Raw genomic sequence first — 12,853 nt, 5'->3', positions numbered from 1 at the left:
GCCGGGCCCGTGCATAGTCACGGGGCGGTGGAACACCCCACTATGATGCCTCGGTTCGCCGAACGTTCATGGCAGGACTGACCAGCGTGTCAGGACTGGCGTAGACCGGCCCGTGCATTTTCAGGAGCTTCCATGTCTTCCCTCACCCACTTCGATGCCCAGGGCCAGGCCCACATGGTCGACGTCGGCGCCAAGCCCGCAACCCACCGCATCGCGGTCGCCGAGGGCCGCATCACCATGCAGCCCGAAACCCTGGCCATCATCCAGAGCGGCACGGCCAAGAAGGGCGACGTGCTGGGCATTGCACGCATCGCCGGCATCATGGCTGCCAAGAAGACCAGTGACCTGATTCCTCTGTGCCATCCGCTGGCGTTGACGCGGGTGGCTGTGGAGTTTGAGTTGCTGCCCGAAACGTCTTCCGTCCGCTGTCTTGCCACCGTGGAGACCATTGGTCCGACCGGGGTGGAGATGGAGGCGCTCACGGCCGTGCAGGTGGCCCTGCTCACGGTCTATGACATGTGCAAGGCGGTGGACAAATCCATGGTGATGGAGGAAGTGAGGGTGGTGGAGAAGCGGGGGGGGAAGTCGGATTCATCCCGGCAATGATTGGTATGCGTTGATGCCGTTGGTACGGGTTTGGGTGCCAATTTTATTTAGCCGCGGATGCAACCTTATTAAAATAGGGGTTCAGAGATGCTAAAGTTTTTTCAGACAAAACATGTAAAGATGTTTGGTAAGTATTTGGCGGGCTTCATCATGGGGGAGCTCAATTCTTCCCATATGAAGAAAGATGCTAAGTTCATGGAGAAAGCACAAAAGACCTTAGTCAAGGCAGATCGATTGGTGCAGAAATTCAAGCTGGAAAACAAGCTGAATTTCTATCAGCGCAGTCAACTTGCCAATAGTTTTTTGTGGAGCCTGCGTGATGAGGGCTGCCCGGAAGCATATGCCAGCCAGTTGACGGACTGGTTAGTGATGCAGATGCAATAATCTGATCTGGAAGCGATATGAAGAAGATTCTTGCCTTGCTTTTTGGTAGATCTAAAAATGAAGGAAAGGTAGCAGATGTACAGGTTGAGACTACCGTTGTATCTCGAAATTTTCGTCTGCAAGCCAATCAAGCCGTCGCACAAGAGCGTTGGGATGTTGCTGCGCAACTGTATGAGAAAGCCATTGCAGAAAGCCCCACTGAGGCTTCATTATTGGTGGGCCTTGGATTCAGTAATCTGGAGGCCGGCAGACCCAAGCAAGCGTTGGCCGGCTTATCGCAGGCTACACGGCTGCTGCCGCATAGCCATGATGCCTGGTTTCTGATGGGCAAAGCACAGATGGTGCTGGGTCTTGAGGAGGAAGCGGCGACGAGTTGGAGCAGGCTGCTGGAGGTTAATCCGGATTTTTTACCGGTCTATCCGGATTTTCTGCAGTTGCTTCTTCGCTTGGGACGGCCTCGGGAGGCCATGGATATCATGCTGAACGCCGTGGAGCGAGCACCTGAATGCTTTGAATACCAGCTATACCTTGCCAACCTTTTATTCTGCTCTCACCAGAGTGAAGCAGCAATTCCTCACTATCTGGCAGCGTTGAAAATCAAGCCTGGATCTGCCGCAATTATCGCCAATCTTGGAGTCACTTATCGACAAAGTGGAGATTTGGAGAATGCCCTGATTTACGCGCGTCAAGCCATTGAAGTCGATTCCGGTGTTCCGGAGTTTTTTAGTAACTATTTATTTTTGCTTCAATCGGCATCAAGTATTGATGTTGAGGAAAAGTTTCTTGAACATAGGCGCTATGCAAGTATATTCGAGGATCCGCACAAAGATTCTTGGCCTGTGCACCAAAATCTGCGTGATTGCGCAAGAATTTTGAGAATAGGCTATGTGTCCGGTGATTTCTGCGATCATGCCTTGAGATTTTTTATTGAGCCTGTGCTGAAAAACCATGATCATGATAGTTTTGAGATTCACTGCTACTATACCAATCCTATCGGGGATGAGCATACCGAGAGGCTAAAGACACATGCAGATCGTTGGGTAGATTGCGGGGGATGGAGTGACGATGATTTGTTCAGTGATATTTTCGAGCATCGTATCGATATATTGCTGGATCTGTCTGGGCATACGGCCAACAATCGGTTGCCAGTGTTCGCAAGAAGACCTGCCCCTATACAGATGACATGGTTGGGATACCAGTCGACCACGGGTCTTACCGCGATCGACTGGCGTATCACCGACCATAGTTTGGATCCGGAGGGGGTGACTGATAGATTCAATAGCGAGCGCTTGTTGCGCCTGCCTGCTGCAGGAGTTTTCGCGATGGATGATCGTCGGCCGGTATTTCAAGAGCTACCTTGCCTTAAGGGAGAGCCATTTACCTTCGGTTGTCTGCACAACCCTTCCAAAGTCAGTCTGAGCGTGCTGGATGCCTGGGCAGAGATTCTCGTGCGGGCATCGACAGCCCGTCTGTTGCTAGGGAACTCAACGTCCCTATATGCTGAAAAGGTCCGCCTGCATATGCAGGCGCGAGGCGTGGATACCGATCGGTTGATATTTGTGGAGCGTTTGCCATTGCAGGGCTATTTGGAATTGCATGGGCGCATTGACTTGATGCTAGATACCTTTCCTTATAATGGTGGAACCACTACCTTGCATGCAGTTGGGATGGGAGTGCCAACGATCGTGCTAACCAGTAATAGTGCCATATCGCGTGTTGGAGATTCCATAATGCGAGGTTATGGGTTATTCGATTTTTGTTGTCAAGATATCGACGATTACATCGCAAAGGCTGTTCAATGGAGTGAAAATCTGGAGGAATTGGCTTGTATCCGAAAAGTGTTGCCGGCTAAGGTTGATAAGGCGAATAAGGAAATGGCGCTGATTTTAACTCGCAGCCTGGAGGCATCTTGGCGAGAGATATGGTGCAAGTGGTGTCTATCTCTCGAGTCTTCAGTTAAATAACTCGCCGAATTTTAAGACTGGCTAACTCCACCGATCCACGAAGTGCACATAGATCATCGCCGCTGCCAGTTTCAGCAGCGCTTCGTGGATATCCAGTCGTCTTTCAAAGCGGATTCGCAGCTTGCCAAAGTCTGCAAACCAGCTGTGTGTCCTCTCCACCACCCACCGGTGCTTGCCCAGCCAGCCGCTCACTGCTCTCAATGCCTCGCTGCCTTAGGTGGGCTCGGCAACGCTTGAAGTCGTAGCATTTGTTGGCGTGTGGCTTGGCTGGTCTTTTACGGGGACGCCCTGGCAAGCCTGTAATCGCAGGAATCGCGTCCACGCACTTCTCGAACATCTTGGAGCCTTGCCTATTCGCACCGCTGACCAAGATCACTAGAGGAATGCCCCTGGCATCTACGACGATGTGTCGTTTGGAGCCGAGCTTGCCTCTGTCCGTGGGGTTGGGGCCCGATTCCTGGCCCTCTGGGACTTGGTACCGAGGAGCCATCAATGCTGGCCCGGCTCCAGTCGATCTGCTCATGTTCACGCAAGCGAGTCAGCATGGCTTGGTGCAACTGCTCCCATAAACCAGCGGCATTTCAGTCGTGCAGGCGTCTCCAGCAGGTCATGCCGCTGCCGTACCCAAGAGATTGGGGAAGGTCTTCCCATGGAACGCCTGTTTGCAGCACGAACAAGATGCCGTTGAGGGCTGCCTCATCGCTGACTGCGAGCTTGCGCGCACCGCCTTTGGCAGAAGGGAATGAGGGACTGTAGCTGCCGCCACAGTTCTTTGCTTACGGAACGTCGTGCCATGAGGGCAGCGAGCATAATCGTTCTGAGGGGCCTCTGGGGAAGTGGTGTTAGCCACTTTAAATAAGAAGCGGTTGTTAAGCGAAAAAAGGCAATACGCGAGAGCGTATTGCCTTTTTTATTTACTTACGGACTTGGCGTCTGCGAAAGATGCTAGGGATTAGCGGCATTCGGCAGGAGCGTACTTAGCTTTGATAGTACCAGCTTGACCGACTCCAGTAGAATCTGCTGCACGGCAGTTCCAGCTAATGGAGCCGCTAGTGGGAATATTGGAGGCAGTGGAAGTTCCGCCAGAGAAAGCTGTACCACCAATTTTTGGTCCATCGATGGGGTTCAGAATAAGAGTGCCGCCACCAGCCACGCCTGACGCGTAAGTGATAGTGATATAACCCGCACCTTCATTGATTTCGACCTTCTCGACGTTGTTCGTCTTATTAGGAGCGATCCAGCCGGCAGCGTACGGCTTACCATTTGCTGCGTTTTCCGCTACGGCAACTTTGGCTGCAGATGCAAGGGATAAGCCTTCCGTTGCCTTTGCCCGAGTCGTGTAATCCTGATAAGCCGGCAGCGCCACGGCTGCCAAAATGCCGATGATCGCCACAACGATCATCAATTCGATCAAGGTAAAACCTTGCTGGATGGAACGCTTCATGAACTTCTCCTCATAGGGGTTGATTGCATGCTCTACTGAGCAAGAGCCGTGCCAGTCGCTCCAGGGGGCCAAGGTCCACGTCTATGTATGGTTTGGTTGCAACTGACACGGTTGGACGCCATTCTCTGACAAATTGATCCACTTGTTGTGACGTTTTTGTCAGAGATCGTGCGCTTGCTACAGACGTCACGCCAAGCTTGTCGGCGGGGTCGAGCTGGTTCCTTACGCCACCAGGAACTGCATCTGCGTGCCTGCCAGCTCCACCGTGTCTCCGTGCTGCAGTGGCATGGGGCGGCGGCCGATTTCCTGGCCGTTGAGCTTGAGGCTGAGGGCGTCACCTTCCAGCTGGGCGAGCACGAAGCCGTGGTGCTTCTGGGTGATGGAGGCGACCGCCACGCCGGGCTTGCCCAGGGTGGTGACGACTTTGACCAGCGGGACTTCGCGGCCAGCGGCGTTGCCGTTGAGCATGCGGATGGCAGCCTGGCGCGTGGCCAGGCCGGCCATCGAAGGCGGCAGGGTGTGATCGAAGCCTGAGGGGGTCTGGGTGCTGAACTGTGATGGCAGGTCTTCCGCCAAGGGGGCTGGGCGGGTTGCCTCCACTGCTGCGGCAATGGCCGCCAGTGCCGAGCGCGAGGAGGCGCTGACCTGCTGCTGCACGAAGCGGATCTTGTACTTGCCGATGTCCAGCAGGTCGCCGTGGTTCAGGGTCTGGCGCAGTATGGGCTGGCCGTTGACATAGGTGCCGTTGGTGCTGCGCAGGTCTTCGATGATGACGGTGCCGTCGACGATGCTGAGAACGGCGTGCTCGCCGCTGACGGCGAGGTTGTCGATCACGATGTCGTTGTAGGGGCGGCGTCCCAGCGTGGTGCGCTCCTTGGTCAGCTGCACTTCCTTGATGACGGCGCCGTCGATGGAGATGACCAGGGTCGGCATGCTCAAAATTCCTTTGTTATGCCCGGCTTGCACTGCACTGGGTGATCCGGAGCTGGGGTCTATCCAACTATTATGTCTGCGGCCCGGGCACGCCGGAGTCCGTCATCGTATTTGATACAGGCTATGGCTTGTCTTTGACCGATTGTTGGGTGCGCAATCATTTTTGACAATTGGAACCTGGGGTTTCTGCGCACGCAAGCGCGTCCATCGGATGGGTTCTGCCGTCGATCCCTGCGCTCTGTCTGGGCTCAATCGATGGCAGCGCAGGCGGCAGAGGGCGGGTTGCCCTGGAGTTCGATGAGCGCTGCGCTGATGTTGTCGTTTCCGCCTGCTTCATTGGCGGCCGTGAGCAGCGAGGTCAGCAGCACGGGCAGCGGGCTGGACTGCTTGAACAGTGCGGCAATGGCGTCGTCATCGAGCATGTCGGTAAGGCCGTCGGAGCACAGCAGGATGCGGTCGCCAGGCTGCAGCGGCCATTCATTGAAGTCGGGTGTGACGTCCTGGGTCACGCCCAGGGCCTGGGTGAGCAGGTGGCCCAGGCCGGACTGCCGGGCTTCGTGGTCCTGGATGCGGCCTGCATCGATTTCTTCCTGGAGCCAGGTGTGGTCCCGGGTCAGGCGCAGCAGTTGGCCATCGCGCCATCCATAGGCCCGCGAGTCGCCGAGGTGGGCCAGCATCAGCAGGCCGGGCAGCAAAGCGGCTGCGATGACGGTGGTGCCCATGCCGCGGCAGCCGGGTGTTTCCTGGGCGGCGGTGAGGATGGCGGCGTTGGCCAGGTTCAGGGCATTGGCAAGTGACTGCTGCAATTCCTGGCGGGCCTGCGGCGTGTTGGCCACGGGCGCCTCGGTGGTGGTGCTTTGCAGCGCCACGGATACCAGGCTGATGGCCATGGCGCTGGCGACTTCGCCGGCGTTGTAGCCGCCCATGCCATCGGCCAGCACGGCAATGGGCCAGGGCTGGGCGCTGGGGTGGATGGTGACGGCGTCCTCGTTGTTGTCACGGCGCCGGCCCACATCGGTGCGTGCAACCATGGCGCAGTACTGGGCAGGAGCTTGCTGCCGGGTGGGTTGGTCCGGGATTTTGGGGGCGCTGGGCATGGTGGCAAAGGACGGATTCGGCGGTGGTGCCATCAGTCCCTGGTGTGCAGATGCAATGGTGAAGACCGGTGCACAGCGTAAATGAAAACAGTGCGCGCAAGTGCCCGGAATGCGCGGGCGCAACGGCTCGTCAGCTTGACGCCACATCAAGATGGGTCCTCACAAAGCAAAAACGCACTGCCGGGGCAGTGCGTTCGTGATGCGGCGAAGGTGCTGCCTGCGGCAGCGTCAGGCCTGGGCTGCGTGCTTTGCGCCTGAGCGCGCCTGCAGGAACTTGCCAATGCCCACGACCAGCACGGCGCCGGCTGCGGCCGCCACATAGTGCAGCCAGGGGTGGCTGATGGCGTAGCCGTGCAGCAGGCGGTCGTTGACGATGGTTTCTCCGCCGACCCAGCCGATCAGTGCGGCGCCCAGCGTGATGATGACGGGGAAGCGCTCCATGAGCTTGATCATCAGCGTGGAGCCGAAGATCACCAGCGGGATGCTGATGGCCAGGCCCAGGATCAGCAGGACCATGTTGCCCTGCGCAGTGGCGGCCACGGCGATCACGTTGTCCAGGCTCATCACCAGGTCGGCGATCAGGATGGTGCGGATGGCGACCATCATGCTGCCATGGCCCTTGGATTCGCCTTCATCATCTTCTTCGCCGGTCAGCAGCTGCAGGCCGATCCACAGCAGCAGGCAGCCGCCCACGATCTGCAGGAACGACAGCTCCAGCAGCTTTGCCGCGACCACGGTCAGGATGATCCGCAGCACCACGGCGGCGCCGGAGCCGAACATGACGGCTTTCTTTTGCTGTGCGGGAGGCAGCGAGCGTGCTGCGAGGGCGATGACGACGGCGTTGTCGCCAGACAGGATGATGTTGATCCAGACGATCTTCAACAGGCCGATCCAGAAATCGGCGCTTTGCAGGTATTCCATGGTTTCTCCGCTGTTATGAGTTGAAAAGCGCCAGGGCGGTAGCCTCTGGCGCTTTTTCTTTTTTGGAGTCGTCAGTGTAGGGCGGACTTGCCGCCTTACCGATTCGTAATTCTGCGTAATTTCTTCCTGGAGCGAACCCTGGATGTCACGCAGAACCGGTGCCGCTTAGATCAGGCCCTTGAGCAGGCGGCCCATTTCGGAGGGATTGCGGGTGATGACGAAACCGCACTCTTCCATGATGGCCAGCTTGGCGTCGGCCGTGTCGGCACCGCCGGAGATCAGCGCGCCGGCGTGGCCCATGCGCTTGCCGGGAGGGGCGGTGACACCCGCGATGAAGCCGACGATCGGCTTCTTCATGTTGTCCTTGCACCAGCGGGCAGCTTCGGCTTCGTCGGGACCGCCGATTTCGCCGATCATGATGACGGCGTCGGTGTCGGGATCGTCGTTGAAGGCCTTCATCACGTCGATGTGCTTGAGGCCGTTGATCGGGTCACCGCCGATGCCCACGGCCGACGACTGGCCAATGCCCAGTTCGGTCAGCTGTGCCACGGCTTCGTAGGTCAGTGTGCCGGAGCGGCTGACCACGCCGACGCGGCCCTTCTTGTGGATGTGGCCGGGCATGATGCCGATCTTGATCTCGTCGGGCGTGATCAGGCCGGGGCAGTTGGGGCCCAGCAGCAGGGTGCGCTTGCCGCCTGCAGCTTCCTTGGCGCGCATCTTGTTGCGCACTTCCAGCATGTCACGGACGGGGATGCCTTCGGTGATGCAGATGGCCAGGTCCAGGTCGGCTTCCACGGCTTCCCAGATCGCGGCGGCAGCGCCTGCGGGGGGAACGTAGATCACGGAGACCGTGGCGCCCGTGCCTTGTGCGGCTTCCTTGACGGAGGCGTAGATTGGCACGTCGAAGATCTTTTCGCCGGCCTTCTTGGGGTTCACACCGGCCACGAAGCAGTTCTTGCCGTTCGCGTACTCGATGCATTTTTCCGTGTGGAACTGGCCCGTCTTGCCCGTGATGCCTTGGGTGATGACCTTGGTGTCTTTATTGATGTAGATAGACATGGTGTGTTCTCCGGGCCTGCTTACTTGACGGCTTCGACGATCTTCGTGGCCGCTTCGGCCATGGTGTCGGCGCTGATGATGGGCAGGCCGGACTCGGCCAGCATCTTCTTGCCCAGTTCTTCGTTCGTGCCCTTCATGCGCACGACCAGGGGCACTTGCAGGTTCACGGCCTTGCAGGCAGTGATCACGCCGGTGGCGATGGTGTCGCACTTCATGATGCCGCCGAAGATGTTGACCAGAATGCCTTCGACCTTGGGGTTCTTCAGCATGATCTTGAAGGCTTCGGTGACCTTCTCGGGGGTGGCGCCGCCGCCCACGTCCAGGAAGTTGGCCGGCTCGCCGCCGAACAGCTTGATGGTGTCCATGGTGGCCATGGCCAGGCCGGCACCGTTGACCAGGCAGCCGATGTTGCCGTCCAGCGAGATGTAGGCCAGATCGAACTTGGAGGCTTCGACTTCGGCGGGATCTTCTTCGTCCAGGTCGCGCAGTGCCACGATTTCGGGCAGGCGGAACAGGGCGTTGGCGTCGAAGTTGAACTTGGCGTCCAGGGCAATGACATTGCCCTTGCTGTCACGGTTCAGGGGGTTGATCTCGACCAGCGAGGCATCCGTGTCCATGTAGCACTTGTAGAGCTTCTGGCAGATGTCGATGAACTGGGCAGTGGAGTCGGCAGGCATGCCGATGCCCTTGGCCAGCTCTTCGCCCTGGGCCTGGGTCAGACCGACCAGGGGATCGACGAAGATGGTGATGATCTTCTCGGGCGTGGAGTGGGCCACTTCCTCGATGTCCATGCCGCCTTCGCTGGAAGCGATGAAGGCCACCTTCTGCGTGGCGCGATCGGTCACGCACGACAGGTAGTATTCCTTCTGGATGTCGGCGCCGTCTTCGATGTACAGGCGGCGGACCTTCTGGCCTTCGGGGCCGGTCTGGTGCGTGACCAGCTGCATGCCCAGGATCTGGCCAGCCAGTGCCTTGACGTCGTCGATGCTCTTGGCAACCTTCACGCCGCCGCCCTTGCCGCGACCACCAGCGTGGATCTGGGCCTTCACGACCCACACGGGGCCGCCGAGCTTCTGGGCGGCCTCGACGGCCTCTTGCACTGTGAACGCAGGGATACCGCGAGGTACAGGCACACCAAACTGACGCAAGATGTCCTTGCCTTGGTATTCATGAATCTTCATGATGTCTCTCTCAAACAAATAGGGGGGGATTGACCCGGTAGCCCTGGGGTGCTGCCTCAAGGCGGAGTGACCTGGCAATCGCCGAATGTACCATGCTGCACTGCGCCATCCGACACGCCCCCATGCGCAGAATCCACAATTTCCTGCGGGCCAAGCAGCATGCCAGGAACTGTGCAATGCATTGATATGTCAGGGAAAAGACGGTTTCCCGACATTTCCTCCAGACGCCACAGCTCTTTTGTCTTATAGAGGATCTGCAGGCGGCCCTGCCCGCCGTTTGTAACAGGCGCATGTCAGCGGCCCTGGATCGCCGCTGCCAACCGTTTTGCGACAACGGGCGCAGGGGGGCCCGGTTTCGGTGAGAATCCGCAGCTGGAACGCGGCAATGGTGCCGCAGCGGCTCCAGGAGGGCCGCGCAGCAGGAGAAATACAGCGATGGCAAAAGTCTTTATCGATGGCGAAGCAGGCACGACAGGGCTGCAGATCCGTGAGCGTCTGGTCGATCTGTCCGGCGTGGAGCTGGTCAGCATTGCGCCCGAGCTGCGAAAGGATCCTGCTGCCAAGCGTGCGCTGATCGCCGGCGTGGACCTGGTCATCCTGTGCCTGCATGACGACGCTGCGCGCGAAACCGTGGCCATGGTCGACGCCATCGAGGCCGAGACCGGCCGCGCCATCAAGATCATCGATGCCTCCACCGCCCACCGCGTGGCGCCGGGCTGGGTCTACGGCTTTCCCGAGCTGCGCAAGGGCCAGCTGGACGCCGTCAAGGCTGCCACGCGCGTGGCCAACCCCGGCTGCTATGCCACGGGCGCCATCGCACTGCTGCACCCGCTGGTGGCGGCAGGCCTCATTCCAGCCGACTACGCGCTGAGCCTGCCCTCGGTGTCCGGCTACTCGGGCGGCGGCCGCAGCATGATCGAAGCCTACGAGGCCGGCACGGCCGCGCCTTACGAGGCCTATGCGCTGGGCCTGTCGCACAAGCACATTCCCGAAATCCTGCACTACACGGGCATGACGCGCCGCCCGGTCTTCATTCCTGCCGTGGGCAATTTCCGCCAGGGCATGCTGGTGCAACTGCCCCTGCATCTGGACCTGCTGCCGGGCGCGCCCAAGGCCGCCGATCTGCACGATGCGCTGGCCGCCCACTACGCGGCGACCAACACGCCCGAGCAATGGGTGTCGGTGCTGCCGCCCACCGAAGACATGAAGCTGGCTGCCGATACGCTGACCGACACGAACAGGCTGGAGTTGCGTGTATTCGCCAATGAGCAGTACCGCCAGGCCGTGCTGATCGCCCGTCTGGACAACCTGGGCAAGGGCGCCAGCGGCGCCGCCGTGCAGAACCTGCAGATCATGCTGGGCCTGTGAGGCCCCCCGCGCCCCCGTCCTTGCCGGGCCGGCGCGGTCCGGTCTGGGGCCATGTCCTGGCCCTGGCCGTGCTGTGTCTGCTGATCGTTGTGTTCGCCTGGAAGCTGCGGCCGGCATTGCCTTCCTCATCGCGCCTGCTGCTGAGTCCGCTGCTGGGCAATATGGAAGCCTGCTTGGTGCAGGACGGGCTGCGCGAGGATTTTCCCAAGGAATTCCAGCAGGTGCCTGCCAGTTGCCTGGGCCCTCAGGGCTCAGCCGCGGAAATGGTGAAAGCCACGCTGCAGCGCTTGGGCCGGCCGCAGGGCGAGGGGCTGGAGCTGGGCTATACGCTCAGCGTGCCTCTGCTGCGCTATGTGCAGTGGAACGGCCGGGCCTGGGAAGTCCGGGGCGAGGCGCTGGACCGCGTGGTGCGCACGGTGGCGCAGGCGCAGCGGCCCGTGGTGCTCTACCTGTTCGCCACGCATTTCGAGGTCCACTCCCAGGCCGAGGAGCGCCTGGCCGCCGATCCCGCCAATCTGGCCTGGACGCCCAAGGGACCGCTGCCGCTGGACACCTATCTGGGCGCGCGCATCTTCCCGTGGTCGGTTGCGCGGCAGGACAATGAAATCACGCGCGTGCGCAAGCTGGTGGTTGATGCCCTGGCCGAGCGCATGTGCGCTGCGGGCGATGCCGCCATGCATCCGCTGCGTGCGCTCACCGTGCTGGGCGAGACGCACCAGCTGTTCCCGGGTTTCGAGGCCGGCATGGGGTTCGCGGCCGAAGGCTATGCGGTCACCGACTACAGCCCTGCATCCGTGGCGGGCTTCCATGCATTCCTGCGCCAGCGCTATGGCGACATTGCGCGGCTCAATGCCCATCTGAAGTCGGAGTTCGCCAGCTTCGATGCGGTGGAGCCTCCGTCGCGCAACATCCGCAGCGAGCCGCTGCAGAACTTCTTCCAGCACATCGACAGCTATGCGGCTGGCACGGTCCCGGTGTCCGGCTGGGTCCACTCGCCCGACGCGAAGCTGCAAAAGCAACTGGCCGTGGCCGTCTTCGTGGACGGGCGCCCTTACTCGCACGCCCCCGTGCACATGCACCGCCAGGATGTGGCCCAGGCCAAGCCTGATTTCCTCACGCCCGATGTGGGTTGGCGTGCCGACATCCGCTATCCGGCGCTGGGCGAGGGCCTGCACCGCATCGACGTGGTGCTGCAGGCCGGCGGGCGCAGCCTGGGCCTGCTGGCCACGCGCCAGATCGCCGTGATGGACCGCCACCAGGGCGAGCCCAGGCCCCATGCCGCCGAGGCCTTGCCTGACTTCGGCAAGCTGCCCGATGGTGTGGAGTTCTGGGTGGACAGCCCGCAGGACCGGCTGGCGCTGTTCTACAACCCGCTGGCGACGGACTGGAACGATTTTCGCGAGCAGCAGGTGGCCGACTACATCCAGGGCTTTTCCGAGCACATCGGGCACGGCTGCCTGGGCCGGGTGCCTCGCTTTGCCCACCAGCTCAACCCCCATGCGAATCCGAGCTGGGACGCCAGCCGCTACGCCGTGGAGCGCAGCCTGCAACGCATGCCGGGGCTGTCCCTGGGTGTCAGCCTGTATGGCGAAGACACCTATGGGCCGCTGGTCGGCCAGATGCTGCGCCGCTATGGCCACACCGCCTATGGCGTGACGGAGTTCCATCCGCTGGTGGCACTGTCGCCGCAGCGGCTGGAGAAAGTGCTGACCATGCACCGCCGCCAGGGCGCGCGCTTCCTGTCCTTCTTCATGGAGGCGCGTCCCGAGGACGCGACCGGCACGCAGTCCAGCAACGAGTTCTCCTTCGATGCGGACAACCGCGCGCACGGCTCGGACGCGCTTTACCGCTCGCTGCGCCAGGTGCTGCAGCCGCACTGACCTGCCGCGCGCAGCC

11 protein-coding genes and 1 pseudogene are annotated in these 12,853 nt (G+C 60.4%); 5 read left to right on the top strand and 7 right to left on the bottom strand.

Translation table 11 applies throughout. From position 1 onward, the window contains the following. The first annotated feature begins 132 nt into the window (after nucleotides 1-132). The 3 genes from moaC (at nucleotide 133) to DTS01S_RS29925 (ending at nucleotide 2,954) form a co-directional block, all read left to right on the top strand. Nucleotides 133-606, top strand: coding sequence for a cyclic pyranopterin monophosphate synthase MoaC (moaC, locus tag DTS01S_RS21710; RefSeq protein ID WP_017406479.1), 474 nt, complete (start codon nucleotides 133-135; stop codon nucleotides 604-606). Nucleotides 607-726: 120 nt separating this feature from the next. Further along, the gene (locus tag DTS01S_RS21705) at nucleotides 727-990 is read left to right on the top strand and encodes a hypothetical protein (protein ID WP_017406478.1); all 264 of its coding nucleotides are present in this window, start codon (nucleotides 727-729) and stop codon (nucleotides 988-990) included. 17 nt (nucleotides 991-1,007) lie between these two features. Beyond that, complete coding sequence (locus DTS01S_RS29925; RefSeq protein ID WP_074932017.1) at nucleotides 1,008-2,954, top strand: O-linked N-acetylglucosamine transferase, SPINDLY family protein; 1,947 nt, start codon at nucleotides 1,008-1,010, stop codon at nucleotides 2,952-2,954. A gap of 21 nt (nucleotides 2,955-2,975) precedes the next feature. On the opposite strand, the pseudogene DTS01S_RS29920 reads toward DTS01S_RS29925, so the two are convergent. From DTS01S_RS29920 to sucC, 7 genes and pseudogenes are all read right to left on the bottom strand, one after another. Continuing rightward, nucleotides 2,976-3,749: pseudogene (locus tag DTS01S_RS29920) on the bottom strand (IS5 family transposase). Between the two features lie 157 nt (nucleotides 3,750-3,906). Then, complete coding sequence (locus tag DTS01S_RS29915; protein WP_074932015.1) at nucleotides 3,907-4,398, bottom strand: pilin; 492 nt, start codon at nucleotides 4,396-4,398, stop codon at nucleotides 3,907-3,909. A 222-nt stretch (nucleotides 4,399-4,620) separates the two neighbouring features. Beyond that, nucleotides 4,621-5,331 (bottom strand): FHA domain-containing protein, encoded by a 711-nt coding sequence (locus DTS01S_RS21695; protein ID WP_061288743.1) that lies wholly within the window; start codon nucleotides 5,329-5,331, stop codon nucleotides 4,621-4,623. 248 nt (nucleotides 5,332-5,579) lie between these two features. Further along, nucleotides 5,580-6,362, bottom strand: a complete 783-nt coding sequence (locus DTS01S_RS21690) for a PP2C family protein-serine/threonine phosphatase (protein ID WP_061288741.1) — start codon at nucleotides 6,360-6,362, stop codon at nucleotides 5,580-5,582. Between the two features lie 294 nt (nucleotides 6,363-6,656). Then, entirely contained in the window at nucleotides 6,657-7,349 is a 693-nt protein-coding gene (locus DTS01S_RS21685) for a TerC family protein (RefSeq protein ID WP_016449393.1), read from the bottom strand. Nucleotides 7,350-7,514: 165 nt separating this feature from the next. Then, entirely contained in the window at nucleotides 7,515-8,408 is an 894-nt protein-coding gene (gene sucD / locus DTS01S_RS21680; RefSeq protein WP_016449394.1) for a succinate--CoA ligase subunit alpha, read from the bottom strand. A 20-nt stretch (nucleotides 8,409-8,428) separates the two neighbouring features. Beyond that, nucleotides 8,429-9,589: an ADP-forming succinate--CoA ligase subunit beta gene (gene sucC, locus DTS01S_RS21675; protein ID WP_016449395.1), complete on the bottom strand. Its 1,161-nt coding sequence runs from the start codon at nucleotides 9,587-9,589 to the stop codon at nucleotides 8,429-8,431. 435 nt (nucleotides 9,590-10,024) lie between these two features. On the opposite strand from sucC, the gene argC reads away from it, so the two are divergent. Together argC and DTS01S_RS21665 are read left to right on the top strand one after the other, a co-directional pair. Then, nucleotides 10,025-10,957, top strand: a complete 933-nt coding sequence (argC, locus tag DTS01S_RS21670; protein ID WP_061288739.1) for an N-acetyl-gamma-glutamyl-phosphate reductase — start codon at nucleotides 10,025-10,027, stop codon at nucleotides 10,955-10,957. Beyond that, complete coding sequence (locus DTS01S_RS21665; protein WP_026062307.1) at nucleotides 10,954-12,837, top strand: hypothetical protein; 1,884 nt, start codon at nucleotides 10,954-10,956, stop codon at nucleotides 12,835-12,837. The genes argC and DTS01S_RS21665 overlap by 4 nt, the downstream gene beginning before the upstream one ends. The last annotated feature ends 16 nt before the right edge of the window (nucleotides 12,838-12,853 follow it).

The organism is Delftia tsuruhatensis NBRC 16741 (genome assembly GCF_001571325.1).
In the GTDB taxonomy this organism is placed as follows: domain Bacteria; phylum Pseudomonadota; class Gammaproteobacteria; order Burkholderiales; family Burkholderiaceae_C; genus Comamonas; species Comamonas tsuruhatensis.
Note: the sequence above shows the minus strand (reverse complement) of the source record. Positions and strands in the feature narration are given on the sequence as shown.

Coding starts and splice junctions, on each gene's coding strand:
- sucC (WP_016449395.1), bottom strand. CDS start 9,589: ATGAAGATTCATGAATACCAAGGCAAGGACATCTTGCGTCAGTTTGGT.
- DTS01S_RS29925 (WP_074932017.1), top strand. CDS start 1,008: ATGAAGAAGATTCTTGCCTTGCTTTTTGGTAGATCTAAAAATGAAGGA.
- DTS01S_RS21685 (WP_016449393.1), bottom strand. CDS start 7,349: ATGGAATACCTGCAAAGCGCCGATTTCTGGATCGGCCTGTTGAAGATC.
- DTS01S_RS21690 (WP_061288741.1), bottom strand. CDS start 6,362: ATGGTTGCACGCACCGATGTGGGCCGGCGCCGTGACAACAACGAGGAC.
- sucD (WP_016449394.1), bottom strand. CDS start 8,408: ATGTCTATCTACATCAATAAAGACACCAAGGTCATCACCCAAGGCATC.
- DTS01S_RS21705 (WP_017406478.1), top strand. CDS start 727: ATGTTTGGTAAGTATTTGGCGGGCTTCATCATGGGGGAGCTCAATTCT.
- DTS01S_RS29915 (WP_074932015.1), bottom strand. CDS start 4,398: ATGAAGCGTTCCATCCAGCAAGGTTTTACCTTGATCGAATTGATGATC.
- argC (WP_061288739.1), top strand. CDS start 10,025: ATGGCAAAAGTCTTTATCGATGGCGAAGCAGGCACGACAGGGCTGCAG.
- moaC (WP_017406479.1), top strand. CDS start 133: ATGTCTTCCCTCACCCACTTCGATGCCCAGGGCCAGGCCCACATGGTC.
- DTS01S_RS21695 (WP_061288743.1), bottom strand. CDS start 5,331: ATGCCGACCCTGGTCATCTCCATCGACGGCGCCGTCATCAAGGAAGTG.